This window comes from Erythrobacter sp. JB1-15, from assembly GCF_057365035.1.
In genome coordinates, this window is sequence record NZ_CP200295.1 from 2,792,633 (window position 1) to 2,816,756 (window position 24,124).

Here is a 24,124-nt window from a genome sequence, read left to right on the forward strand (position 1 = left end):
ATTAACTTCCAGGAAAATTCACGAGCATATCGTAAGCTTGCGGGTCTGGTGCGCCTGCGACTTTTGCGCCGTTTCTGAGCCAGAATGCGTGTTTGACGATCTCGGCCTGTTGTTCGATGCCATAGGCGGCGAAGGGTTGGCCGGGTTTCAGCGCATAATCATAGCGGCAGAACGGATGGCGGTTTAGCACCAGATACCACCGCCCGCGCGTCTGCGCTTGCCAGATATGCGTCATCTCGTGAATGAAGAGGCCCTGGCGGATCAGGTTTTCTTTGGCGAAATCATCGCAATAAGCGTGGCCTTTGGGATGAAAATGCATGTGCCCCTGAGGCGCCATGGTCACTTTGCGCGGCTGAAAGGGAAACCATTTGCGCCGCTTGATCTTGACCGCGCCATAATCGACCGCAGTGCCGAAAACAGAGCGCGCCAATTCCGCCTCGCCCGATGTCAGATGGCGTTCTGCGCCAACCGGACATGCGGGCAAAGTGGGATCGGTTTTGCGTATATCTGGCGGTGCGTTCAGCGCTCGTCCCCGGCGGCTTTCACCTCAGCGCTGAATTTGTGACGGTCGCCGCCTGACACGCGCAATTCCACCTCGACAGTGCTGCCCGGCGTAATGCTTTCATCAAGGTCAAACGCCATCACATGCTTGCCGCCCGGTTCAAACTTGACCGTCTCACCTTTGCGCATCGCGACAGGGCCGGTTTCGCCCATGGTCATTTTGAAATTGTATTCCATCGTATCGTGGACTTCGGTTTTCTCAGCGCCTTCTACGCTGGCCCCGTTGATCGACAGGCCGCGTTCCCCGTTATAGGTGAGGTCGAAATACACCGCCCCCGGATTGCCCGACACCGCCGGCAGCATCAGGCGCGCATCGGCAATTTCAAGGCCGGGCACCACGCCTTCGGGCGGGGCCTCAACCGCGGCTTCCTCAGCGCATGCGCCAAGTGCCAATGCAGCCGCTGCTGCCATCACGCTCGCCCCGCGCTTTCGCATTCCAAATCTTAAAGTGCCCATCACGCAAATTCCCCTCATTTTGTCTCGGTATAAAACTAGGGCGTGTCGTCCCTTGTGCCAAGCAAAACCGCACCTATATCGCGGTCATGTTCACGCTGCTTGCGACTTTTGCAACGCCCCGCCACGCGCTGGCGATGATTGCAAGGCCGCTATCCCGCAGCATTTAGCAATCTGTAATGGATGGGGAAATAATGGCTAAAGTTATCGGTATTGACCTGGGCACCACCAATTCGTGCGTTGCTGTCATGGATGGCGGAAAACCCAAGGTTATTGAAAATGCAGAAGGCGCGCGCACAACGCCTTCCATCGTGGCTTTCACCAAAGATGATGAGCGCCTGATCGGTCAGCCGGCAAAACGCCAGGCAGTGACCAATCCGGATAACACTCTGTTCGCGATCAAGCGTCTTATTGGCCGCCGGTTCGATGATCCGTTGACCAAAAAAGACATGGGCATCGTTCCCTATGACATCGTCAAAGGCAAAAACGGCGATGCCTGGGTCGAAGCCAATGGCGAGGAATATTCGCCCAGCCAGGTTTCCGCATTCATCCTGCAAAAGATGAAAGAAACCGCCGAAAGCTATCTGGGTGAAAGCGTGGAGCAGGCGGTTATCACCGTGCCTGCGTACTTTAACGATGCCCAGCGTCAGGCAACCAAAGATGCGGGCCAGATCGCTGGCCTTGAAGTCTTGCGCATCATTAACGAGCCGACAGCGGCTGCTCTTGCTTACGGTATGGACAAGGATGATGGCAAAACCATCGCGGTCTATGACCTTGGCGGCGGCACATTCGACGTTTCCATCCTTGAGATTGGCGACGGTGTGTTCGAAGTGAAATCGACCAATGGCGATACGTTCCTTGGCGGTGAAGATTTCGACAACGCAATCGTCGAATGGCTGGCAGAGCAATTCCAGAAGAAAGAAAACATGGACCTGAAAGCGGATAAACTCGCGCTTCAGCGTCTGAAAGAGGCAGCCGAGAAAGCCAAGATCGAGCTTTCCAGCGCTGCCACCACCGAAGTCAACCTGCCATTTATCACCGCGCGCATGGAAGGCGGCAGTTCCACCCCGTTGCACCTGGTTGAAACGATCAGCAGGGCTGACCTCGAAAAGCTGGTGGGCGATCTGATCACCCGCACGCTTGATCCGTGCAAAAAGGCATTGAGCGATGCGGGCGTGTCGAAAGACGACATCGACGAGGTGATCCTTGTCGGCGGGATGACCCGTATGCCGCGCGTTCGCGAAGTGGTTGAGAAATTCTTCGAAGCCAAGCCGCATACCGGCGTGAACCCCGATGAAGTCGTCGCCATGGGCGCGGCTATTCAGGCAGGCGTGTTGCAGGGCGATGTGAAAGACGTGCTGCTGCTCGACGTGACCCCGCTGTCACTCGGCATTGAAACGCTGGGCGGTGTCTTCACCCGCATGATTGATCGCAACACGACAATCCCGACCAAGAAAACGCAGACCTATTCGACCGCCGAAGACAATCAGAACGCTGTGACGATCAAGGTTTTCCAGGGCGAACGCGAAATGGCGAGCGACAACAAATTGCTCGGCAATTTTGACCTGCTTGGCATTCCGCCAGCACCGCGCGGTGTACCGCAGATCGAAGTGACGTTTGACATTGATGCAAACGGTATTGTCAGCGTCTCTGCGAAAGACAAAGGCACGGGCAAAGAGCAGACGATCAAAATTCAGGCATCGGGCGGTTTGTCCGATGGGGATATCGATCAAATGGTCCAGGATGCGGAGAAATTCGCTGAGGAAGACAAGAAACGCCGCGAAAGCGCCGAAGCGCGCAATCAGGCTGACAGTCTTGTCCACGCGACCGAAAAGCAGCTTTCCGAACATGGCGATGCCATTGATGAGGCGACCAAAACCTCTGTCGAGGAAGCTGTTGCTGCGACCAAGACCGCTCTCGAAGGTGACGATGCTGAGGAGATCAACTCCAAAGCGCAGGCTCTGACCGAAGCGGCCATGGAAATGGGCAAGCAGATCTACGAAAAAGAGCAAGCCGCCGCGACCGCAGAAGCAGAAGCTTCGGGTGCAGCCGATGATGCCGCGCCTGAAGCGGCTGAAGATGATGACGTGGTGGACGCCGAATTTTCGGAAGTTGACGAAGACAAAAAAGGGCTGATCCCCTTACATGCAACCCGGCGGGGACGGATCGCTATAATTTAGGTGATCCGGCCCCCGCCAGTTCGCCGGGATAGGTCAACATGGTGCAGACAGCTTCAGATTATTACGCAACGCTGGGCGTGGCCCGCGATGCCGATGGCCCTGCGATCAAGGGGGCTTACCGCAAGCTCGCGATGAAGTTTCACCCGGACAAAAATCCGGGAGATGCCGCGGCTGAGGCGAAATTCAAGCAGATCAATGAGGCCTATGATTGCCTCAAAGACCCGCAGAAACGCGCGGCCTATGATCGCTATGGTCATGAGGCGTTTCAGCAGGGCATGAGCGGCGGCGGTGGCGCTCGCGGCGGGCCGGGCGCTGGCGGTGATTTCGGCGATATTGGCGACATATTTGAAACCATTTTCGGCGGCGCATTTGGCGGCGGCGGCGGCGGTGCGCGCCAGCAGAACCGGCGCGGGGCTGATCTGCGCTATGACATGCAAATCTCTTTGGAGGAGGCGTTTCACGGCAAATCCACAGAGATCGAGATCGAAGTCAGCCAGGAATGCGACACCTGCGATGGCAGCGGCGCGCGGCCCGGCACAGGCGAGCGTTCGTGCAATCTGTGCCATGGGCGCGGAACGGTGCGCGCAAAACAGGGGCTGTTCGTGGTCGAACGGTCCTGCCCCACATGCAGCGGGCGCGGCGTGGTTATCGAAGACCCCTGCGCGGTGTGCCGGGGTGAGGGCCGGGTGGACCGCCCGCAAAAGCTCGAAATAGAAATCCCGCCGGGCGTGGATACCGGCACGCGCATCAGGCTCGCTGGCAAAGGCGAAGCGGGCGCGCGCGGTGCGCCTGCGGGTGATTTGTATATCTTTATCCATGTCGCTCCGCACGAATTGTTCGAACGCGAAGGGACCACTTTGGCAGCGCGCGTCCCCGTCAGCTTTACGACGGCGGCGCTCGGCGGCACGGTTGATTTCCCCGATATGGACGGCAGCACCAATTCGATCGAAATCCCCGTCGGCATTCAATCGGGCAAGCAATTGCGCGTGCGCGGGGCTGGCATGCCCGTTCTGCAAGGGCGCGGGCGCGGCGATCTGGTGGTCGAGATTGCGGTGGAAACCCCGACCAAGCTTAGCCGCAAGCAAAAAGAGCTGTTGCAGGAGTTTCGCGAGACCGAAACGGGCGATGAATGCCCGGAAAGCAAAGGGTTCTTCTCCAAGCTGAAAGACGCTTTCGGCACCTGATCCTCGACTTGGCGCGCGCGCTGGCATAGACGGTCTCTCAAACATTCGGAGAGAGACCAATGCCTAAAATCGCCGCCACTGCTTTTGCTGCCAATGCTTTTGCGGCCACTGCCGCTATCACTTTCGCGTTCACTGCTGTCGGCGCAACCGCCCAAAGCAATCTCGATTATGTCGAGATCCGCACCGAAGAGGTTGCGCCGGGCGTGGCTGTGCTGTTTGGCGAAGGCGGCAATATCGGGGTCAGCCACGGCGACGATGCAACCGTAATCATCGACGATCAATTCGCGCCTCTATCCGGCAAAATCGAAGCCGCCATTGCTGAGCTGGGCGCGGCGCCTGTCAAATATGTCGTCAACACGCATTGGCATTTCGATCACACCGGCGGCAATGAACATTTCGGCAAAACCGGCGCCACCATCTTTGCGCATGACAATGTGCGTGTGCGCATGGCAGCAGGCGGCACGGCAGGCGGGCGCGCGACACCGCCCGCGCCAAAGGAAGCCTTGCCGATTGTGACCTACAGCCAGGGTCTGCGCTTTCACCTGAATGGCGATACGATCAATCTGATGTTCCTTGGCGGCGGGCACACGGACGGCGATAGCGTTGTCATCTGGGAGGAAAACAAGGTCGTCCATATGGGCGATCTGTATTTCAACATTGCAGGCTATCCGTTCATCGACACCAATTCAGGCGGCAGTGTCTATGATGCGATGCGCTCTATCGACGTCGTGCTCGCCATGATTGATGCGGATGCGAAAGTCATTCCGGGGCACGGGCCGATGTCAAACAAGGCGGAGCTGACAGCTTACCGTGCCGTGATCGGAGAAGCGGTCTCGCGCGTTGACGCGCTGGCCGAAAAGGGGGCCGGTGAGGGTGCCAGCCTTGAGGATATTCTGGCGGCCAAACCCCTGGCGGATATCGACCGGGGCGAGGGCGGCTTCATCGATGCCGATGCCTTTGTCACCGCGATCTGGAACAGCAAAGCGCGCTGATCGGTCACTCCGCGTCAAACCGGGCGAGGATTTCTGCTTCAATCGTGGCAATCAATCCGCGCTGGCAGCGCCCGGCTTGTGTTTCCTCCTCCAGCACCGCGAGAAATGCGGATCGTTTGTAAGCGCGGATGACGTGTTCATCCACGCCGCCTTCGATGCTGTCTTCGGCGGTAGAACAGACAAGATCGATCATCCGTTCTGTCCCGTGCAAGCGGCCCCACAGATAATCGTTTTCGCGGTAAGCGCGGCTGAAAAACGCGCCGAAATTGTAAAACTCGGTCCCGCGCAAAGTCGCTTTGGTCCCGCCATCCCGGATGGAGCGCGCATCTTCGGGCGATATCCGGTCGACTTTAACGGGGTTGTATTCCACCAGACGGTCGCTTTTCAGCAGAGGCAAGGTCGCCAGATCGTAAAAGGGGAAGCCCAGATATGTCAGCAGCATGCGCCGTTTCAGATTGCGCGGCATGGCCTCCAGCGCCTGTGCCAAAATATCCTCAACCTGCGCGTCGACCTGCGCCAATTGAAGATGCGCGGCCAGGCAATCGATCAGTTCTCCCGGATCGGTCAGCGCCTCGCTGGCCGCAGCGCGGAATGCCGGGCTGGCCAGCGCATCGGCCTCTGCCTTTTGATACAATTGCAGCGCCTTGTAGATATGGGTGCGCGCCAGATCGAGCGCATCGTCGGGAATGTCAGGATCGCTTTCCCAATCACGCGCCAGCCTGCGGGCCAGCAATTGCAAGCGGCGAATTCGAAAACGGGTATCTTGCGAGCGGAAGAACGCAATCGCCGCCTCGCTCGCCCCGCCGCTTTCCATGACAAGCTGATCAGCCCCGCGAACGTCCAATTCGCGGCGCAGCACCTGCGCGACCATATCAGCATCGGACAGGCCCAGTTCGGGCGCGGCCTGATGCGCCATTTCGGCCATGTGATCGACAATGCCGGTGAATTTCAGCTGCGCATATGGACCATAGGCATAGCCTGCATTTTCAGCGGCAGCTTGGTGCGCTTTCGCTCGCCAATTGGCGAGCCGTTTGGGCGTGGGATGATTGAGGAAAAACGTCATCCCAAACAGTTTTTCCACCGCGCGGTCAATTTCGGGGCGCAGCCCTTTGACGATGCCAGTCAGCCGGGCCGCATCGCGCGACAATTGCTCAATCCGTTCCAGATCATCGCGGATCGGCTGTTCGCGCGGAATGGTGGACAAGGCGCCAAAAATGGCTCCGAAAAAGCCAACCGGCTCGACCGGCTGCTGACTCGTTTCAGGATGGCGATCAGGGCGCGGATCAATATAGACGATGCGCCTGTCCACCTCGCGCTGCGAAGGGCGGCTATCAAGAGCGGCCAAGGCCGCGCCAAACGGCGCGTTTACCAGCACTGATCCATCGATCAGCACCACTTCATCCAAAGTGCCGCGCCGCGAATGGACAGGCATCACCCGGTTTAAGAAAGCCTCTCGCGATGGCCACTGCGCGCCGTTTTCGCCTGCCAATCGGTCAATCTCTGCCAAAGTGAGCGGCGGGAATGCGCCGGGGAAACTCGCCGTGGCGCGCGCGGCCAGCACCAGTTCAAGCGGATCAGCCAGCGGCAATTGCTCAGCTGCGGGCACACGTTCGCGAAAGGCAATCGGCATCCGGTGCTCTGTCTCTTCAATGACCGCGGGTGAATTAAGGCGCAGCAATTCGGCATGGCCGCGAAAATCGGTGGCGGTTACAAACAGATCGAGCGGATGGCCCGGCGGCAGCAAGGGAGCCTCTGCCTCAGCACCGGCCATTTTCTCAAACGCTTCGAACAGCATGGCGGAAAACTTGTCGCCCGAAAATGGCGGGCTGAACCAGCGCCCGCGCACCAGATGCGAAACCTTGCGCCGCACTTCGGCCTGCGTTTCGGGCGAGACGGTTTCATTGACCACATTACCGGGGCGTTTCAAAAACCAGTCCGCAATCGGCTGCGCCCAGATCTTGGCATAGCGCCACATCGGCCCGTTTTGCGGATCGACCAGCTGATCGACATCAGCATTTTCAAGCCACAGATCGGTAAGCGGCTCCAGCGAATGGCCCGAATGCATGGCTTGCGCCAAGAATACAGCGTTAATCCCGCCCGCGCTTGCGCCTGTCAGAATGTCGGGCAGCACACGCAATTTCAGCGCATGCTCGCGCTCAATCTCGCGCAGCAAATCGCAGTAAACAGCAGCAACGCCCGCTGCGTCCTTTGCGGCTTCACCGTGAGAGGCGCGGCTTGCACGGGCCAGATGCCAGATCTCTTTGGTGATGCCGTGCATGTACACAGCAAGGCTAACCCCGCCATAGCACACCAAGGCCAGTCTTAATTCCTTTTGCCGCATAACAAAGCTGTAAGGGGAAAGCGTCCTGCGATGCAATTGCGTTCAGCTTCTGTTCTCGATAAAGCCTGTGCATGGCCAAAGCGAAAAAACGGTATGTCTGTCAAAGCTGCGGCGCGGTTTCGCCGCGCTGGCAAGGGCAATGCGGGGATTGCGGGGAGTGGAACACTCTGATTGAAGACGCGCCTGCGACGGTGTTTTCGCAAAAGCATGATCTGTCGCGCGGGGGGCGCTCGCTTGAATTTGTGCCGCTTAATCAGCCGGCTGAATTGCCTGTGCGCAAATCCACCGGGCTGGCGGAATTTGACCGCGCGCTGGGCGGGGGTCTGGTTCCGGGCTCAGCGGTGCTGATGGGCGGCGATCCGGGGATCGGAAAATCAACGCTGCTGCTGCAAACCGCGGCCACCATCGCAAAAGGCGGCAATGATGTCGTCTATGTCAGCGGCGAAGAGGCTGCGGGGCAGGTGCGCCTGCGCGCAACGCGTTTGGGCGTTGCCGATGCGCCCATTCGTCTCGCATCCGACACATCAGTGCGCGATATTCTCACCACGCTTGGCAGCGGGCCGCCGCCTGCCTTGCTCGTCATCGATTCCATTCAAACCATGCACTCCGACACCATCGAAGGCGCGCCGGGCACTGTCAGCCAGGTGCGCGGATGCGCGCTGGAACTCATCCGCTATGCCAAGGAACACGGCACCGCGCTGTTTCTGGTCGGCCATGTGACCAAGGATGGCAGCATTGCTGGCCCGCGCGTGCTGGAACATATGGTCGATGTCGTCATGAGTTTCGAAGGCGAACGGTCGCATCAATACCGCATCTTGCGCGCGCTCAAGAACCGGTTTGGCGCGGTCGATGAAATTGGCGTGTTCTCAATGGCGAGCGAGGGGCTGGAAGAGGTCGCAAACCCTTCCATGCTGTTCCTGTCAGGGCGCGATGCTCCGCTGGCAGGCAGCAGCGTGTTCCCTGCATTGGAAGGCACGCGGCCTGTCCTTGTTGAGATACAGGCGCTGATTGTACGATTGCAATCGGGCGCAACCCCGCGCCGCGCGGTGGTGGGGTGGGATAATGGCCGGCTTGCGATGCTGCTTGCCGTGCTCGAATCGCGCTGCGGGCTGAACTTTTCATCAGCTGAGGTCTATCTCAACATTGCAGGCGGATACCGGCTGTCAGACCCGGCTGCCGATCTGGCGGTAGCCTCTGCTCTCATATCGGCTCTGGCGGATAAACCGCTGCCCGATAAATCGGTGTGGTTTGGCGAGGTGTCTTTGGCGGGGGAGATTCGCCCCGTTGCCCATTCCGATCTGCGCTTGAAAGAGGCGGCTAAACTCGGATTTCTGCGCGGATATGGGCCTACGGGTTCAAAGGTTCATTCATCTTCATTAAATTATAACGGTGTTGCTCAATTGGCGAACCTCGTTGACCAGGTGATGGCTCCTGCATAATCGGGGCTTTGAAGCTGCGGCAGCGATGGATGGAAAAGCAGCGTAATCGGGGAAATTATGGCGGGCTTTGATGCACTTGTTTTAATAATTGTCGGAGTGGCCGCGATTGGCGGTTTCCTGCGCGGATTGGTGCAGGAAGTGCTCTCGCTCGCTGCGTGGATATTGGCGGCGTTCTCGATCTATTATCTGCACACCCCGCTGACAGAGCAATTGCGCCAGTTTTACGATGCGGACCCGGCGACTTCTATTCTGGCTTTCGCGCTGCTGCTGCTTATCCCCTATGCTGCGATGAAATTGATTGCCAACAATGCAGGCGAAGCATCGCGCAATTCGATCCTTGGCCCGATTGACCGAGTGCTTGGATTTGGATTTGGAGCGGTTAAAGGCGCGCTGATTGTTGTGTTCGCCTTTTCGGTGCTGGTGCTCGGCTTTGATACGGTTTGGGGGTATCAGGGCCGTCCGACCTGGATCACGAGCGCGCGCACCTATCAGGCAGCCGACGCATTTTCACGCCAGCTTGTCGGTCTGATTGATGAACGCCGCGCGATTTTGCGCGGGGAAGCGGAAGCGCGCGCACAAGACGGCGAATGAGCGTTTCGCCTGCCACCAAACTGTATACGCCGCGTCTGCTCGGTCTTGCCGCCGCGCTGTATCATCACCCGCTCGATGAAACCGCCGCCTATCAAGGCGAAGCGCAATCGCGCACGTGCGGCAGTTCAATCCGGGTCAGTTTTTCGGCCGATGCACAGGGACGCATTGTGCGCACCGGCATGGCGGTAACCGCTTGCGCAATCGGGCAAGCGTCGGCCGCAATCCTTGCAGGCGCAGCGCAGGGGCGCAGCCTTGATGATATCGCCGCGGCACGAAGCGCGATTGAGCAATGGCTTGGCGGCAATGGCCCGCTGCCCGATTGGCCAGGATTTGACGCGCTTGAGCAGGTTTTGCCGCATACAGGCCGCCACGGCGCTTTGCTCATTGCATGGACAGCCGCACATCAAGCGCTTTCCTCACTCCCAAGCTCAGGCTAAGGCGCATATCGAACGGCGAAAAAGCCGCCTGATATTGGGCCAATGGAGATGGGGACATCCATGGAAAACACATCACAAACCAGCGATGCAGCCGCGCTTGCCGCGCGTCAGCCGAGCGCCAGCGAAATTCGCCTGGTTGTCGGCGCATCATCTGCGGGCACCATTTTTGAATGGTATGATTTCTTCATTTACGGAACGCTCGCGTATATTCTGAAAGATGCGTTTTACGATGTGGATGACCCCACATTGGGCCTGCTGCTGGTGTGGTCGACCTTTGCTGTAGGTTTCGCGTTTCGTCCCATTGGCGCGATCCTGTTTGGCTTTCTGGGCGATAAGCTGGGGCGCAAATACACGTTTCTGGTGACTGTCACTTTGATGGGCATCGCAACCGCCGGGGTGGGCTTTATTCCCACGGTCGATCAAATCGGAGTGGTCGCCCCGATCATCGTCATCATCCTGCGCGTGCTGCAAGGCCTTGCTTTGGGCGGAGAATATGGCGGGGCTGCGATTTATGTTGCGGAACACGCCCCGCCGGACAAACGCGGGTTTTACACCAGCTTTATTCAGGCGAGTGTCGCGGGCGGATTTGTGCTGTCGATCATCGTGGTGCTCGCCTGCCGCGCGATCATTCCCGAAGATGAGTTCAACGCATGGGGCTGGCGCGTGCCGTTCCTGCTCTCGATTGCGCTGCTGGCGATATCGCTGTGGATGCGGTTCAAATTGTCGGAAAGCCCGGTGTTCAAAGCGATGAAGGAAGCGGGCGAGACCGCCGGCAATCCATTTGTCGAAAGCTTCACCTATCCCGGCAATCCCAAGCGTATCTTTATCGCGCTGTTCGGTGTCACCGGCATTTTGACGACGATCTGGTACACCGCGTTTTTCTCCAGCCTGTCCTTCCTCAAAGGCGATATGCGTCTGGATGAATTGACGGTTGAGCTGATCCTGCTGGCAGCGGGCGCGATATCGTTGGGGTTCTATATTATCGTGGGCAAATGGTCGGACCGGGTGGGCCGCAAGAAACCGATCATCATCGGCGCGCTTGCCACTTTGGCGCTGTTGTTCCCGCTGTTCTGGACCATGGGCAGTCTTGCCAATCCGGGTCTTGCTGAGGCGGCCGAGCGCAATCCGGTGGTGGTGACAGGCGAGGACTGCGTCACCGATCCCTTTGCCGAATTGTTTGACCGGCAGCAGACCGATTGCGGCAAAGTGCTTGGCGCTCTCACGGCAAGCGGGGTTGCCTATACGCTGGAGCCGGGCGGCGAATTGGGGCTTAGCGTTGGCGGCAATCCGATTGCCATTGGCGATGATTGGATGGACAATTCTGCAGCGCGCACCGATGGCATTCAGGCCGCCTTGGCCAATGCTGGGTTTGATTTTACCCGCCAAGTGCCGCCAGCGATGAGCATTCTTGGCATCATCGCGATCCTGTCGGTGCTCGGCTTCCTGTCGGCGCTGACATACGGGTCGGTTGCCGCTTTGCTGTCAGAGATGTTTCCGCCCAAAATCCGCTATTCCTCGATGTCGATCCCTTATCACATCGGGGCAGGGTATCTCGGCGGGTTCCTGCCGCTGATATCGGGCATTATCGTGGCGAGTACGGGCAATGTCTATTCGGGCCTATGGTACACATGGGTGGTTGTCGGATTTGGCGTGCTGGTTGCCTGGTGGGGCCTGCCCAGCGGCCCTCCGAAAGACTTTGAAGATGAAGCTGCCTGAGCCTTCGTTAAGACTGAAAATTGATCGAGACACGCTGGCTGATAACTGGCGCGCGCTTGATGCCATGTCGGGTACCGCCAATACTGGCGCTGCTGTAAAGGCGGATTGCTATGGTCTGGGCGTGGATATTTGCGTGCCCGCCTTGCGCGATGCGGGGTGCACTGCGTTTTTCGTCGCGCATTGGGGGGAAGTGGCGCCGGTCGCCGCGCATGTGCCTGCGGACCATATCGCAGTGCTGCACGGCGTATTGAACGCGGCAGAGGCGGAGTATGCGCACGCGGTAGGAGCGCTGCCGGTTATCAATTCGCTCCACCAGGCGCAGGTTTGGCAAGAAGCTGGCGGCGGGCGCTGTCATCTGATGGTGGATACGGGGATCAACCGGCTCGGCGTGTCATTGGATGAGCTTTCCGATCCGCGTATCCATGCGCTTGAAGTGGACACGCTGCTCTCACACCTTGCCTGCGCGGATGAGGACAATGCGATGAACGCCGCGCAATTGGAGCGGTTCAATTCTGCGCGCGGGAATGTCACGCACCGCGCTGCCAGTCTTGCGAACAGCGCGGGCATCGCGCTGGGCAAGGAATACGCCTTTGACCTCACCCGGCCCGGCATTGCGCTGTATGGCGGCGTGCCGCGCGGAGAGCTTGAAGGTGTGATCAAACAGGTCGCTTATGTTGAGGCCGCGATCCTTCAGACCCGCACAATTGAGGCGGGTGAAAGCGTGGGATACAATGCCCAGTTTACAGCAAAGCGTCCGACAAAAACGGCCACCGTATCGCTCGGATATGCCGATGGGTTCCTGCGCGCACGCGGGCTGCGCAATCACATGCTGCACGGCGAAACCGCGCTGCCGATCATCGGCAGGGTTTCGATGGATATGATCGTAATCGACCTAACCCGCGCGCCCGATCTTATGGCAGGCGACCGGCTAACCGCTCCGTTTGATCTTCCCAATGCTGCGCAGCAAAGCGGCCTTTCACAATACGAATTGTTGACCACACTTGGTGCGCGTTTCTCCACGATCTGAGCAATATGTTGCGCTGCACATTGTGCAGGTGCTAAACGCAGCATAACGAACAGAACAGGGATCAGCATGGCTAAGAAATCAGACAATGCCGATGGCGGCATCATCATCAAGAAATACGCCAACCGGCGGCTCTACAACACCAGCTCATCGAGCTACATCACGCTTGATGATCTGGCGACGATGGTGCGCGACAATGTCGAATTTCAGGTCGTTGATGCGAAATCGGGCGACGACATCACCCATTCGATCCTCACTCAGATCATTATGGATGAAGAAGCCAATGGCGAACAGATGCTGCCTGTCAGTTTCCTGCGCCAATTGATCGGGATGTATGGCAATTCGATGCAGGGCCTGATGCCGTCTTATCTCGAAGCGAGCATGGCCAATTTCCGTGACAATCAGGGCAAGATCCGCGAAGCGTTCGAAAAAGGCATGAGCGCCAATCCGATCGCCGCCATCCACGAAACCAATATGGCGATGATGCGCGCCGCAGCAGAAACGTTCATTCCCGGCGCGGGCGCTGCGACCAAGCGCGAAGCGAGTAAGCCTGACGCCGCGCCCGATGAAATCGCGGCGTTGCGCGATCAGATGGCCGCCATGCAAAAGAAGCTGGACGAGCTGGGCAAATAACGCCAAGCGCGCCCGCGCACACTCCATCGGCCAGATTTAAGCAGGAATTACCCGTGTCCAATATCCGCCACGCTTTGACCGTAAAGCGCGAAGACGATTTCGCGAAATGGTATCAGGAAATCATCTCGGCTGCTGACATGGCCGAGGAATCGGGTGTGCGCGGCTGCATGGTGATAAAGCCGTGGGGTTACGGCATCTGGGAACGCGTGCAGCGCTTGCTGGATGACCGGATCAAGGCGGCGGGCGTGCAAAACGTCTATTTCCCGATTTTCATCCCGCTTGCCAATTTTGAACGCGAAGCTGACCATGTCGAAGGTTTTGCCAAGGAAATGGCGGTTGTCACGCATCACCGCCTGATTGCCGATGGGGAAGGGGGGCTGATCCCCGATCCGGAAGCCAAGTTGGAAGAGCCGCTGGTTGTGCGGCCAACGTCTGAAACCATTATCGGCGATGCGATGGCGCGCTGGGTGCAAAGCTGGCGCGATCTGCCGCTCATGCTCAACCAATGGGCCAATGTGGTGCGCTGGGAAATGCGCACGCGGATGTTTTTGCGCACCTCCGAATTTCTCTGGCAGGAAGGGCACACCGCCCACGCCAATGCGGATGATGCCAAGGCCGAAACCGAGCGCGCTTTGGAAATGTACCGTGCCTGCGCTGAGGAAGATTTGGCGCTGCCTGTGATTGCGGGCGAAAAGCCAGAGAATGAACGGTTTCCCGGCGCGGTCGAAACATGGTCAATCGAAGCGATGATGCAGGACGGTAAGGCCTTGCAAGCGGGCACGTCGCATTATCTCGGCACCAATTTCGCGCATGCAGCGGGCATTCAATACCAGGACCGCGAAGGCACTCAGCAACACGCGCACACCACCAGCTGGGGCGTTTCGACCCGGATGATTGGCGGGGTCATTATGACCCACGGCGATGATGATGGGCTGCGCGTGCCGCCGCGCATTGCTCCGCATCAGATCGTGATCCTGCCCATGCTGCGCGACAAGCCTGAAGACGAAGCTGTGCTGGCCTATTGCGAGGAAGTGCGCGCCTCGCTCGCATCGCAGTCCGCTTTGGGTGAGCCGCTGCGGGTATTGCTCGACAAGACGCCGGGCAAAGCGTCTGCCAAACGCTGGGACTGGGTGCGCAAAGGTGCGCCAATCATCATCGAGGTCGGCCCGCGCGATATGGAAAACGCGAAAGTCGCCGTGCTGCGCCGCGATCAATTGTGGAACGTGGAAAATGGCAAGCCCAATATGGCTTTCACGCCGCGCAATAAATTGGCCGCCGCTGCGCCCGAAATGCTCTCCGATATTCAGGCCGCCTTGTTCAGCGAAGCTGCCGCGCGCCGCGATGCCAATATCACCCGCGGCATCACCGATTGGGCCGAGGTTGAGGCGTTTTATGCGGGCGATACGAAATATCCCGGTTGGATCGAGGTCCAATGGTCCCGGCCGGCAGGCGCAGGCCTTGTTAAAGTCGTCGAGCAATTGAAAGCGTTAAAGCTGACCGTTCGCAATGTCCCGCGCGATGCGGCGCCTGCGGATGGCGCGTGCATCTTTACCGGCGAACCGGCTGTGGAACGCATTCTCATCGCTCGGGCATATTGAATTTAATCAGGGGGAAATATCATGGGTGATGCCGTCAAACACTGTCTTGCCAATCTCACCAATTTTGATGGACGCGATGCGCGTGCGACATTCTGGTGGTGGGTTCTGGCCATTGTGATTGTCAGCGTAATAGTCAGCTTTGCATCCAGCATGGTGTTTACAGCGTCGTCCATGGCAGGCGCGTTTCAGTCGGTATCGGCAGGGGGCGATCCGGATCAGATCGAGGTTGAGATAATGCATTCGATGGCGGGCTCGCTGGGCATTCAGACATGGATCAGCGCAGGCATCTCGATCCTTGGCATGGCGGCAATTGCTGCGACATTCACGCGCCGCTTGCGCGATGCAGGCCTGCCGCCCGTGCTGGTCGTGATCCCGATTATCGCAACTCTGGTCAGCGTGTATTTCAGCATCACGATGGTGGACGAGATGGCCGAAGTGATGGCCAGCGGCGATCTTGAAGCCATGAATGCGATGACGGCATCCACCGCCGTGTGGAGCCTTATTGGCTGGATCGGCTATCTCGTCATTATCGTTGGCGGGTTGCTGCCGACTAAGGATTGAGTGTGCTTTAGGCTTTGTCAGGCCTGCGCTAATCGACAGCGAGGCGGCGAGCGGCTAAGGCGCGCGCAATGGCAAAAACAAAACGCTCAAATGCAAAACAGCCCCAGGGCCTGCCCACCAAAAAGCAGGTTCTGGAATTCATCCAGACATCCGACATTCCGGCAGGCAAGCGAGAGATTGCCAAAGCCTTTGGCGTGAAAGGTCAGGAAAAGATCGCGCTCAAACGCTTGCTGAAGGATATGGCCGAAGAAGGCCTGATCGACGGGAGCAAATCCGCCTTTCACCGCATGGGCGGCGTTCCCAAGGTGACGGTGCTGCGCGTCATTGAGATTGAAGACGGCGAGCCTGTTGCGCAGCCTGACAATTGGGATCCTGAAGCACCCGGCAAGCCGCCTCGTTTGATCGTCAAAGAGGGCAAAGGACGCAGCGGACGCGGCGCTGCTGCTCTCAAAAAAGGCGACCGCGTGCTCGCCCGCACCGAAGAAACGCCCCAAGGCTGGATCGCGCAGCCGATCAAGAAACTGCCCGCCCGCACCGAAGGGTTGATGGGCGTGGTTGAGATCGACAAAAGCAACACCGCATGGCTTGCCCCGGTTGATAAACGGGTGCGGCATTCGGCACGGATAAACGATCTGGGGGAAGCCGAAGAAGGCCAATTGGTCCTGGCCGAACGCATGGGCCGATCAGAGCGCGCCGGGGTCAAAGTGATCGAAGTGATCGGCGATCCGCTTGCGCCCAAAAGCTTCAGCCTGATTGCCATCGCCAAACACGGCATCCCGCACATCTTTCCGCAAAAAGTGATCGACGAAGCGGGCGCGGCAGCTGACCTCACTCTCAGCGAAGAAAAACGCGAAGACCTGCGCGCATTGCCCATCGTGGCGATTGATCCGGCCGATGCACGCGATCACGATGATGCGATCTGGGCAGAGCCTGATGGCAAAGGCGGGTTCAATGCGCTCGTCGCGATTGCTGATGTCAGCTTTTACGTGCGCCCCGGATCCGCGCTCGACAAAGAGGCGCGCAAACGCGGCAATTCGGTCTATTTCCCCGACCGGGTCGTGCCCATGCTGCCCGAACTCTTGTCGGCGGATATGTGTTCCCTGCGCGAACACGAAGACCGCGCGGCCATGGCGTGCCATCTCAAAATCAGCAGCGAAGGCAAAGTGACCGCGTTCCGCTTCACGCGCGCGCTGGTGCGTATCCATCACAATATCGCTTATGAAGATGCGCAAAGCGCGATTGATGCAGGCGATGCGCCCGAATATCTGGCAAATCTGTGGGAAGCATGGAAAGCGCTCGCCGCTGCGCGGGCGAAGCGTGATCCGCTCGATCTTGATTTGCCGGAACGCCGCGTTCAATTGAATGATGAAGGGCAGATTACCGAGATTGCGGTGCGCGAACGGCTTGATGCGCACCGCGTGGTCGAAGATTTCATGATCGCAGCCAATGTCGCAGTGGCCAAAGCGCTGGAGGCGAAGAACGCGCCGGTTGTTTACCGCGTGCACGAAGTGCCCGCGCGCGAAAAGCTGATTGCTCTGCGCGAATATCTGGGCACGATGGGCAAGAAACTGGCTCTGGGTCAGGTGATAACGCCGGGCCTGTTCAACGCCATGCTGAAAGATATCACCGACGAGGCGGAAAAGCCGCAAGTGATGGAAGCGGTGCTGCGCAGCCAGATGCAGGCCTATTACGGCCCGGCCAATGCGGGGCATTTCGGCCTAGCGCTGGGGTCGTATGCGCATTTCACATCGCCCATTCGCCGCTATGCCGATTTGCTGGTGCACCGCGCATTGGTGGATGCTTACGGGCTTGAACAGCCTGCGCCCGGCAACGACATGCCGCGCAAAACGGGTCTTTCGGACAAGGACCGGGCAAGCCTTCAGGAAATTGCCGACGCGATCAGCCAGACCGAACGCCGCGCAATGGAGGCAGAGAGGGACACCACAGACCGTTATGTCGCGGCATGGCTATCGGGGCGTGTGGGCGAGACTTTCGACACGCGCATCACCGGGGTTCAGGGCTTTGGCTTTTTCGCCACCATCGAAGGGATGGGCGGGGATGGGCTGGTGCCGATATCGACATTGGGCGATGAATATTTCCGCCATGATGAAGCAGCGCAAGCTTTGATCGGGGAAGACAGCGGCACACGCTATGCGGCGGGTGACCGATTAAAGCTGAACCTTGCCGAAGCGAATGCGCTGACAGGAGCGCTCAAATTTGTGCCGGTGGACGCAGATGGCAATGCGGTAGAAGTGCGCGGCGGCCGGTCGGATCGCGGATCACGGCGTGGGGGTTCGCGGGGCGGCGGGCCAAGAGGCGGGCCCAAAAAAGCGGGCAAGTTCGCCACCGGAAAACGCGGGCGGCCAGGCAATATCCGCCATCAGGGGCGGCGCAAGTAATCCGGCCCTGAACCAATCCGTTCAGGCCTGATGATCGCTGTCTTTCTCGTCATAATCATGCGGGATTACATAAAGGGGGCAGGGCAGCGTTCCGGCATTGGCCGAAAAATGCGTGACCAGCGGGCCGGGATTGCTGCTTTTGGCCGCTCCGAGTACCAGCGCGGCAACCTCTTCATGGGCGGCCAGAAATTCGCTCACCAGTTTTTGGCCATTGCCCGATTTGACATCAATCGCAGGCATGATCCCGCTTTCCACAAGCAGATTGCCTGCCACACCGTGGGCGAGCATTTCGGCCCGGTCGCGGGCTTCTTGTTCGATTGTCGCCTGCACTGCGCCAAAGGCGCTGAAATTCTGCTGAGGCACCAAAGCGAGGATCTGCACCGCGCCACCAACGCTCACCGCGCGCCGGGCGGCAAAGCGCAAAGCCGAGCGGGCTTCTTCCGTTTCATCGATGACCACAAGGAATGTGCGCATAACGTGGTACATGCGCTACCACCAAACTAATCAATTGCAAAACAATCGAACGCTTGCTCCCTTGGCGTGAGGCCCTAAAACGGGAGCGACACACCCATCACCTCCCCGGGATACAAGGATTTTTGCCGCCTATGCCTATTGAACTCAAAATGCCTGCCCTCTCGCCAACCATGGAAGAAGGGACACTGGCCAGATGGCTGGTCAAAGTCGGCGATCCAATATCGTCCGGCGATATCATGGCTGAGATTGAAACCGACAAGGCGACCATGGAATTTGAAGCGGTCGATGAAGGCGTGCTGGCATCGGTGCTGATCGAAGAGGGCACGGAGAATGTGAAAGTCGGCGCGGTGATTGCGATGCTGGCCGAAGAAGGCGAAGATGTTGAAGCGGCAGCCGCAGCCGGTGGTTCGGGGCCTGCGCCGGCTCCGGCTCCGGCTCCAACGCCTGCTCCAACTCCCGCACCAGCGAGCGCCGCCAGCGACGCGCCCGCCGCATCGCCCACTGCGCGCAAATTGGCAGAGGCCAACGGAGTTGATCTGGCGCAGATCACCGGCACAGGCCCCAAAGGCAAAATCACCAAAGGCGATGTGGAGAGTGCGATTGAGCAAGGGGGCGGATCACCTGCGCCAGCGCCAGCCCCTTCTTCGGCACCCGCTCAGGCCACGGCATCTTCAGATGGTGGCCGCATCATCGCATCCCCGCTTGCCAAACGCATTGCGGGACAAAAGGGCATCGACCTGTCCGCCATTAGCGGATCTGGTCCGAATGGCCGCATCGTCAAAGCCGATGTGGAGAATTTCGATCCGGCATCCGCGCCTGCGCCTGCTGCAAGCGCGGCTGCACCTGCCTCCACTCCAGCTGCAGCAACTCAAGTGCCAGATCACGGCGCGCCGTTTGAGGAAGAGAAAGTCTCAGGCGTGCGCAAAGTCATTGCCCGCCGCCTGACCGAGAGCAAGCAAACCGTTCCGCATTACTACCTCACCATCGACATCCATCTTGATCCGCTTCTTGCCCTGCGCAAGGAATTGAATGCCTCGCTTGAAGCGGACGGAGTGAAGCTGTCGGTCAACGATCTGCTGATCAAAGCGCTCGCCCGCGCGCTCATCCGGGTGCCGCAATGCAATGTCAGCTTCCACGGCGATACCATGCGCCGCTATACCCGCGCTGATGTCTCGGTTGCTGTGGCCGCGCCTTCGGGGCTGATCACGCCGGTTATCACCGAGGCTGATACCAAGAGCCTTGCGGTCATATCGCAGGAGATGAAGACGCTCGCCGGAAAAGCGCGCGATGGCAAATTGCTCCCGCACGAATATCAAGGCGGCACCGCCAGCCTGTCCAATCTGGGCATGTTCGGCATCAAGCAGTTCGATGCCGTCATCAATCCGCCGCAAGGGATGATCCTTGCCGTTGGGGCAGGGCAACAGCAGCCTTATGTAGTGGATGGAGAGATCAAGCCCGCCACCGTGCTCCACGCATCGGGCAGTTTCGACCACCGCGCAATCGACGGGGCCGAAGGCGCGCAATTGATGGAAGCTATCAAGCAATTGTGCGAAAATCCGCTGGGGCTGGTGGTGTGATGCGGGCGGGTTTGCTGGCCGTTATCGCAGCATTTGCCCTTGCGATGCCCGGCCTTGCCGGCGCCTCTGCCGATTTTGAAACTGGCGAGCGGCTTGTCATGGTCGGCCATGATGGACCTGATTTCGATGCATGTTCCAGCATGGGTCAAGTGCACGGCCTAACCCGCAGCGGCGATGGGTTTTTGAGCGTCCGAATTGCGCCCGGCACCGCTTCGAAGGAGCGCGACCGGCTGCTGAATGGCAACCGGCTGACTTTGTGCGATATGCATGGCGATTGGTACGGCGTTGTCTATCAAAAGCCGGGCGATGATCTGGCGGATTGCGGCACGGGCACGCCGTCTGCTTTTGTCGGTGCCTATCGCGGCCCGTGCCGCTATGGCTGGGTTCACAAATATTTCGTCGAGCATTTGGCGGGCTGAACGGCGTATGGACCGCTTTCCTACAGGCGCGGGTTTGGGGCATAGGGGCGCGGTGATCCGTAAGCCTGCCTCACCGCCTGTTATCTGGCGCAAACCCGCCGAAACATGCGGTATTGCTCGCTCGCTTTATTCTTCATTGGACCGTGTAACATGCGGTCCATGTCTCTTCTTTCATCCTCCCCTCCTCCCCTCTGAAACAGGATCACACCATGGCTGAAACCCAATATGACGTAATCGTGCTTGGCTCTGGGCCGGGCGGCTATGTGGCTGCCATCCGGGCCGCGCAATTGGGCCTGAAAGCGGCCATTGTTGAGCGTGAGAACCTGGGCGGCATCTGCCTCAACTGGGGCTGTATCCCGACCAAAGCGCTGCTGCGCTCGGCTGAGATCAAGCACTATATGGACAATGCGGCAAACTACGGCTTGAAAGTCGCAGGCGCGATTGAGGCGGATCTGGACGCCATCGTCAAACGCTCTCGCGGGGTGGCCAAACAGCTCAATCAGGGGGTCGCCCACCTGATGAAGAAGAACAAGGTCACCGTCCACATGGGCGAGGGCAAGCTGACGGGGCCAACCACCCTTGAGGTGACATCGGACAAAGGCACAGATACACTCAGCGCAAAGCACGTAATCGTGGCTACAGGCGCACGCGCGCGCGATCTGCCGTTTGCACCTGCCGATGGAAAGCGCGTGTGGACATACCGCCATGCCATGGTACCGCCTGAGATGCCCACAAAGCTGCTGGTGATCGGATCAGGCGCAATCGGGATCGAGTTTGCAAGCTTCTACAACGATATGGGCGCCGATGTAACCGTGGTTGAGATGCTGGACCGGATCGTCCCGGTTGAGGATGCAGATGTGTCCACCTTCCTTGCCAAATCGCTCAAAAAGCAAGGCATCACGATCATGACCGGCGCAGGGGTCGAAGCGATTGAGGCCGGCGGCAAAAGCGTCAAAGCCACGATCAAGGATGCCAAAGGCGCGGTGGAAACGGCCGAATACAGCCATGTCATCACCGCCATCGGGATTCAGCCTAACACCGAAAATATCGGGATAGATGCACTGGCGGAAATGGATCGCGGCTTCATCCAGATTGACCCCTATGGCCGCACCAAAACGGCAGGATTGTGGGCTATCGGCGATTGCACGCCCGGCCCATGGCTGGCGCACAAGGCCAGCCACGAAGGCGTGACCTGCGCTGAGGCTATCGCGCAGGAGCTTGGCAACAAAGATGTGCACCCCCATCCGCTCAACCGTGATGCGATACCCGGCTGCACCTATTGCCATCCGCAAGTCGCCAGCGTCGGCATGACAGAGGCCGCGGCGCGCGATGCGGGGATCGACATCAAAGTCGGCAATTTCCCCTTTATCGGCAATGGCAAAGCCATCGCGCTGGGCGAAGCAGAAGGCTTTATCAAAACCGTGTTCGATGCAGGCACAGGCGAGCTTTTGGGCGCGCATATGGTGGGCGCCGAAGTGACCGAGCTGATCCAGGGATATACGGTCGGCAAAACGCTGGAGACGACCGAGGAAGAGCTGATGCAAACCGTCTTCCCGCATCCGACTTTGTCAGAAATGATGCATGAAAGCGTGCTCGATGCTTACGGGCGGGCTCTCCATATGTAAGCGCAAAAGGAGCGATGATGACGGAAAAGACAGAGTTATCCGTGGCCTTTCCCAAGCCGTGTGACGAGGATTGGGAGGATATGGACAGCGGGCAAGGGTGCCACCGCCATTGCGCTGTGTGTGAGCGCACCGTTCACGACCTTGAAGCGATGACATTTGCAGAGGCGCAAGCGCTGCTTGCCATGGATGAAGAGGCCTGCGTCAGAGCTAAAGTCGGCGCAGATGGCGCGATCAAGCTCGCAGACAGAAACGGGCAAGGGCAACGCCGATTAAAGGCCGCCTTGGGCGGGGCCGCCACTTTGGCGATGGCGGCCTGTTCGTCCGTGGATGGACCAGCGGTTTCGCCTCGCTTTACTGTTGCTGGGTCAGTTGAACCCTATCAACGCAATGCACAGATCATATTGGAAGGACCAATACGCAGCTACAAAACGCGCGCGCAAAACGATGCCACCTTTCAGTTCACCAACCTTAAGCCGGGAACATACAAGCTGGTTGTTCAAGACTATTGCGGGAAACAAACCCGCATTGAACAGCTGCACGTGGGCGAGGATGATGTGAATGTTGGCAAGCTGGACTGGGAAGCGGACTGCATCATCGTAGGCAAGATGACACCTGCCGACCCGCCATCGCGCGCGTAAACTGCGGTTGCTTGAAATAGGGTGGCGGACAGTCAGGGATTCGAACCCTGGAAGGGCTTGCACCCTTGCTGGTTTTCAAGACCAGTGCATTCGACCACTCTGCCAACTGTCCGCACGAGATGGGTCTGTGAGCGAGGCTCTCTAGCGGGGGATTTCGCGATTGTCACCATGGGAGTGTCACTCGATTTGGTTATAGAGGGTTCATGCTGATTATGAGATACCCAAACCCATGCTGAAACACTCAACCCCTCTCGCTTTCCTGATCGCCGTTATGGCGATGTTCGGTGCCCTTGCCACGCCCGCCCATGCGCAGGTGCAGGCGCGCGATGGCATTGCCTTTGATGCCTATATGGAACTGCTCAAAGCGCGCGCCAGAGCCGAAGGTGTGAGCGAGCAGACGCTGGCGCGCATGACATCGGGCCTGACACCGAATGCGCGAGTGATTCGGCTCGATCAGGGGCAGCCGGGCACGCCGACACGGCGCGGCTATCCTGCGCTTGCCCCCTATATCCGCACGCATGTCAATTCGGTGCGGATTGGTGGCGGACAAAATGTCTATCGCCAAAACCGCAGCATGCTGGGCCGGGTCGAAGCGGAATATGGCGTTCCGGCAGAGATTATCGTTGCCATTTTCGGGCATGAAACCAGCTATGGCCGGATCCGGGGTAATTTCGATCTGTCGCGCAGCCTGGCAACGCTCGCATGGGAAGGCCGCCGGCGCGAACTGTTCGCTGGCGAATGGGTGGCGCTGATGCAAGTGGCGGATCGGGGCTATTCGCGCGGTCAGCTGATCGGCAGCTATGCCGGTGCATTTGGCAATCCGCAGTTTCTGCCGAGCGTTTATCTGCGGCTTGCCGCCGATGGCGACGGTGATGGCCGCGCCAATATCTTCTCCAACCGGGCAGACACCTTTGCTTCTATCGCCAACTATTTCCGCGATGCCGGATGGCGCACCGGCCAGCCATGGGGCGTGCGCGCGAATGTGCCGGCGGGTTTCAATGTCGATGCTTACAAGACCAAGCTGAAAGCCGCCGTTTGCCCGCGCGTCCATGAACGCCACAGCCAGTGGAAAACGGTGGCCGAATGGCGCAATCTTGGCGTCGCCCCGCAGCGTTTTCTGCCCGATGACACGCTGGTCTCGTTGTTCCAGCCTGATGGTCCGGGCCAGCCCGCTTGGCTGCTGACGGGTAATTACCGGGTGATCCTAGAATACAATTGCTCCAATTATTACGCGATGAGCGTTGGCCTGCTGGCTGATGCAATCGTGAACTGAGCAGCGACT

The 24,124-nt window shown here is 58.9% G+C and carries 21 protein-coding genes and 1 tRNA gene; 17 read left to right on the plus strand and 5 right to left on the minus strand.

Annotated elements, in window-relative coordinates; translation table 11 throughout:
* Window position 1 precedes the first annotated feature (1 nt).
* Window positions 2-484, minus strand: a complete 483-nt coding sequence (locus AC0V6L_RS13495; protein ID WP_486154703.1) for a vgr related protein — start codon at window positions 482-484, stop codon at window positions 2-4.
* 35 nt (window positions 485-519) lie between these two features.
* Window positions 520-1,017, minus strand: coding sequence for a copper chaperone PCu(A)C (locus AC0V6L_RS13500; protein WP_486154704.1), 498 nt, complete (start codon window positions 1,015-1,017; stop codon window positions 520-522).
* Window positions 1,018-1,208: 191 nt separating this feature from the next.
* Between AC0V6L_RS13500 and dnaK the strand changes: the two genes are divergently transcribed.
* Genes dnaK through AC0V6L_RS13515 form a run of 3 tightly spaced genes read left to right on the plus strand, consistent with a single transcriptional unit; the run spans window position 1,209 to window position 5,370 of the window.
* A complete protein-coding gene (gene dnaK, locus AC0V6L_RS13505; RefSeq protein WP_486154705.1) occupies window positions 1,209-3,194 on the plus strand; it encodes a molecular chaperone DnaK in 1,986 nt (661 codons plus the stop codon).
* A 38-nt stretch (window positions 3,195-3,232) separates the two neighbouring features.
* Window positions 3,233-4,378, plus strand: coding sequence for a molecular chaperone DnaJ (gene dnaJ, locus AC0V6L_RS13510; protein WP_486154706.1), 1,146 nt, complete (start codon window positions 3,233-3,235; stop codon window positions 4,376-4,378).
* 59 nt (window positions 4,379-4,437) lie between these two features.
* Window positions 4,438-5,370, plus strand: a complete 933-nt coding sequence (locus tag AC0V6L_RS13515; protein ID WP_486154707.1) for an MBL fold metallo-hydrolase — start codon at window positions 4,438-4,440, stop codon at window positions 5,368-5,370.
* 4 nt (window positions 5,371-5,374) lie between these two features.
* On the opposite strand, the gene AC0V6L_RS13520 is transcribed toward AC0V6L_RS13515, so the two are convergent.
* Window positions 5,375-7,711: a patatin-like protein gene (locus AC0V6L_RS13520; RefSeq protein ID WP_486154708.1), complete on the minus strand. Its 2,337-nt coding sequence runs from the start codon at window positions 7,709-7,711 to the stop codon at window positions 5,375-5,377.
* A 71-nt stretch (window positions 7,712-7,782) separates the two neighbouring features.
* Between AC0V6L_RS13520 and radA the strand changes: the two genes are divergently transcribed.
* The 9 genes from radA (at window position 7,783) to rnr (ending at window position 18,109) form a co-directional block, all read left to right on the plus strand.
* Window positions 7,783-9,150, plus strand: a complete 1,368-nt coding sequence (radA, locus tag AC0V6L_RS13525; protein ID WP_486154709.1) for a DNA repair protein RadA — start codon at window positions 7,783-7,785, stop codon at window positions 9,148-9,150.
* A gap of 57 nt (window positions 9,151-9,207) precedes the next feature.
* Entirely contained in the window at window positions 9,208-9,741 is a 534-nt protein-coding gene (locus AC0V6L_RS13530) for a CvpA family protein (RefSeq protein WP_486154710.1), read from the plus strand.
* Window positions 9,738-10,178, plus strand: coding sequence for an iron-sulfur cluster assembly scaffold protein (locus AC0V6L_RS13535; RefSeq protein ID WP_486154711.1), 441 nt, complete (start codon window positions 9,738-9,740; stop codon window positions 10,176-10,178). Before AC0V6L_RS13530 ends, AC0V6L_RS13535 begins: the two co-directional genes overlap by 4 nt.
* Window positions 10,179-10,238: 60 nt before the next feature.
* Window positions 10,239-11,894, plus strand: a complete 1,656-nt coding sequence (locus AC0V6L_RS13540; protein ID WP_486154713.1) for an MFS transporter — start codon at window positions 10,239-10,241, stop codon at window positions 11,892-11,894.
* Window positions 11,881-12,921, plus strand: a complete 1,041-nt coding sequence (gene alr, locus AC0V6L_RS13545) for an alanine racemase (protein ID WP_486154714.1) — start codon at window positions 11,881-11,883, stop codon at window positions 12,919-12,921. Before AC0V6L_RS13540 ends, alr begins: the two co-directional genes overlap by 14 nt.
* Window positions 12,922-12,987: 66 nt before the next feature.
* Window positions 12,988-13,551 carry a polyhydroxyalkanoate synthesis repressor PhaR gene (phaR, locus tag AC0V6L_RS13550; protein WP_486154716.1) on the plus strand — a complete coding sequence of 188 codons (564 nt, stop codon included), beginning with the start codon at window positions 12,988-12,990 and terminating at the stop codon, window positions 13,549-13,551.
* 53 nt (window positions 13,552-13,604) lie between these two features.
* Window positions 13,605-15,149: a proline--tRNA ligase gene (gene proS / locus AC0V6L_RS13555; protein ID WP_486154717.1), complete on the plus strand. Its 1,545-nt coding sequence runs from the start codon at window positions 13,605-13,607 to the stop codon at window positions 15,147-15,149.
* A gap of 21 nt (window positions 15,150-15,170) precedes the next feature.
* The gene (locus AC0V6L_RS13560; protein WP_486154718.1) at window positions 15,171-15,710 is read left to right on the plus strand and encodes a DUF805 domain-containing protein; all 540 of its coding nucleotides are present in this window, start codon (window positions 15,171-15,173) and stop codon (window positions 15,708-15,710) included.
* Window positions 15,711-15,778: 68 nt separating this feature from the next.
* Window positions 15,779-18,109 (plus strand): ribonuclease R, encoded by a 2,331-nt coding sequence (rnr, locus tag AC0V6L_RS13565; RefSeq protein ID WP_486154719.1) that lies wholly within the window; start codon window positions 15,779-15,781, stop codon window positions 18,107-18,109.
* A 21-nt stretch (window positions 18,110-18,130) separates the two neighbouring features.
* Here rnr and AC0V6L_RS13570 read toward each other — a convergent pair whose 3' ends face one another.
* Window positions 18,131-18,583 (minus strand): universal stress protein, encoded by a 453-nt coding sequence (locus tag AC0V6L_RS13570; protein WP_486155150.1) that lies wholly within the window; start codon window positions 18,581-18,583, stop codon window positions 18,131-18,133.
* A gap of 131 nt (window positions 18,584-18,714) precedes the next feature.
* Here AC0V6L_RS13570 and AC0V6L_RS13575 point away from each other — a divergent pair, with 131 nt between their 5' ends.
* From AC0V6L_RS13575 to AC0V6L_RS13590, 4 genes are all read left to right on the plus strand, one after another.
* Entirely contained in the window at window positions 18,715-20,160 is a 1,446-nt protein-coding gene (locus AC0V6L_RS13575; protein WP_486154720.1) for a 2-oxo acid dehydrogenase subunit E2, read from the plus strand.
* Entirely contained in the window at window positions 20,160-20,579 is a 420-nt protein-coding gene (locus tag AC0V6L_RS13580; protein ID WP_486154721.1) for a hypothetical protein, read from the plus strand. The genes AC0V6L_RS13575 and AC0V6L_RS13580 overlap by 1 nt, the downstream gene beginning before the upstream one ends.
* A gap of 209 nt (window positions 20,580-20,788) precedes the next feature.
* Window positions 20,789-22,204, plus strand: coding sequence for a dihydrolipoyl dehydrogenase (gene lpdA / locus AC0V6L_RS13585; RefSeq protein ID WP_486154722.1), 1,416 nt, complete (start codon window positions 20,789-20,791; stop codon window positions 22,202-22,204).
* A gap of 17 nt (window positions 22,205-22,221) precedes the next feature.
* Entirely contained in the window at window positions 22,222-22,842 is a 621-nt protein-coding gene (locus AC0V6L_RS13590; protein WP_486154723.1) for a hypothetical protein, read from the plus strand.
* 22 nt (window positions 22,843-22,864) lie between these two features.
* On the opposite strand, the gene AC0V6L_RS13595 is transcribed toward AC0V6L_RS13590, so the two are convergent.
* Window positions 22,865-22,954 (minus strand) — tRNA-Ser (locus AC0V6L_RS13595).
* A 117-nt stretch (window positions 22,955-23,071) separates the two neighbouring features.
* Between AC0V6L_RS13595 and AC0V6L_RS13600 the strand changes: the two genes are divergently transcribed.
* Window positions 23,072-24,115: a lytic murein transglycosylase gene (locus tag AC0V6L_RS13600; RefSeq protein WP_486154724.1), complete on the plus strand. Its 1,044-nt coding sequence runs from the start codon at window positions 23,072-23,074 to the stop codon at window positions 24,113-24,115.
* Window positions 24,116-24,124 lie beyond the last annotated feature (9 nt).

Excerpts from the sequence above, each read along its gene's own strand:
- dnaK (WP_486154705.1), top strand. The coding sequence starts at position 1,209 with ATGGCTAAAGTTATCGGTATTGACCTGGGCACCACCAATTCGTGCGTT.
- AC0V6L_RS13580 (WP_486154721.1), top strand. The coding sequence starts at position 20,160 with ATGCGGGCGGGTTTGCTGGCCGTTATCGCAGCATTTGCCCTTGCGATG.
- AC0V6L_RS13520 (WP_486154708.1), bottom strand. The coding sequence starts at position 7,711 with ATGCGGCAAAAGGAATTAAGACTGGCCTTGGTGTGCTATGGCGGGGTT.
- phaR (WP_486154716.1), top strand. The coding sequence starts at position 12,988 with ATGGCTAAGAAATCAGACAATGCCGATGGCGGCATCATCATCAAGAAA.
- dnaJ (WP_486154706.1), top strand. The coding sequence starts at position 3,233 with ATGGTGCAGACAGCTTCAGATTATTACGCAACGCTGGGCGTGGCCCGC.
- AC0V6L_RS13535 (WP_486154711.1), top strand. The coding sequence starts at position 9,738 with ATGAGCGTTTCGCCTGCCACCAAACTGTATACGCCGCGTCTGCTCGGT.
- AC0V6L_RS13560 (WP_486154718.1), top strand. The coding sequence starts at position 15,171 with ATGGGTGATGCCGTCAAACACTGTCTTGCCAATCTCACCAATTTTGAT.
- AC0V6L_RS13590 (WP_486154723.1), top strand. The coding sequence starts at position 22,222 with ATGACGGAAAAGACAGAGTTATCCGTGGCCTTTCCCAAGCCGTGTGAC.
- AC0V6L_RS13570 (WP_486155150.1), bottom strand. The coding sequence starts at position 18,583 with ATGCGCACATTCCTTGTGGTCATCGATGAAACGGAAGAAGCCCGCTCG.
- rnr (WP_486154719.1), top strand. The coding sequence starts at position 15,779 with ATGGCAAAAACAAAACGCTCAAATGCAAAACAGCCCCAGGGCCTGCCC.
- AC0V6L_RS13540 (WP_486154713.1), top strand. The coding sequence starts at position 10,239 with ATGGAAAACACATCACAAACCAGCGATGCAGCCGCGCTTGCCGCGCGT.
- AC0V6L_RS13530 (WP_486154710.1), top strand. The coding sequence starts at position 9,208 with ATGGCGGGCTTTGATGCACTTGTTTTAATAATTGTCGGAGTGGCCGCG.
- AC0V6L_RS13515 (WP_486154707.1), top strand. The coding sequence starts at position 4,438 with ATGCCTAAAATCGCCGCCACTGCTTTTGCTGCCAATGCTTTTGCGGCC.
- AC0V6L_RS13500 (WP_486154704.1), bottom strand. The coding sequence starts at position 1,017 with ATGGGCACTTTAAGATTTGGAATGCGAAAGCGCGGGGCGAGCGTGATG.
- AC0V6L_RS13575 (WP_486154720.1), top strand. The coding sequence starts at position 18,715 with ATGCCTATTGAACTCAAAATGCCTGCCCTCTCGCCAACCATGGAAGAA.
- radA (WP_486154709.1), top strand. The coding sequence starts at position 7,783 with ATGGCCAAAGCGAAAAAACGGTATGTCTGTCAAAGCTGCGGCGCGGTT.
- lpdA (WP_486154722.1), top strand. The coding sequence starts at position 20,789 with ATGGCTGAAACCCAATATGACGTAATCGTGCTTGGCTCTGGGCCGGGC.
- alr (WP_486154714.1), top strand. The coding sequence starts at position 11,881 with ATGAAGCTGCCTGAGCCTTCGTTAAGACTGAAAATTGATCGAGACACG.
- AC0V6L_RS13600 (WP_486154724.1), top strand. The coding sequence starts at position 23,072 with ATGCTGAAACACTCAACCCCTCTCGCTTTCCTGATCGCCGTTATGGCG.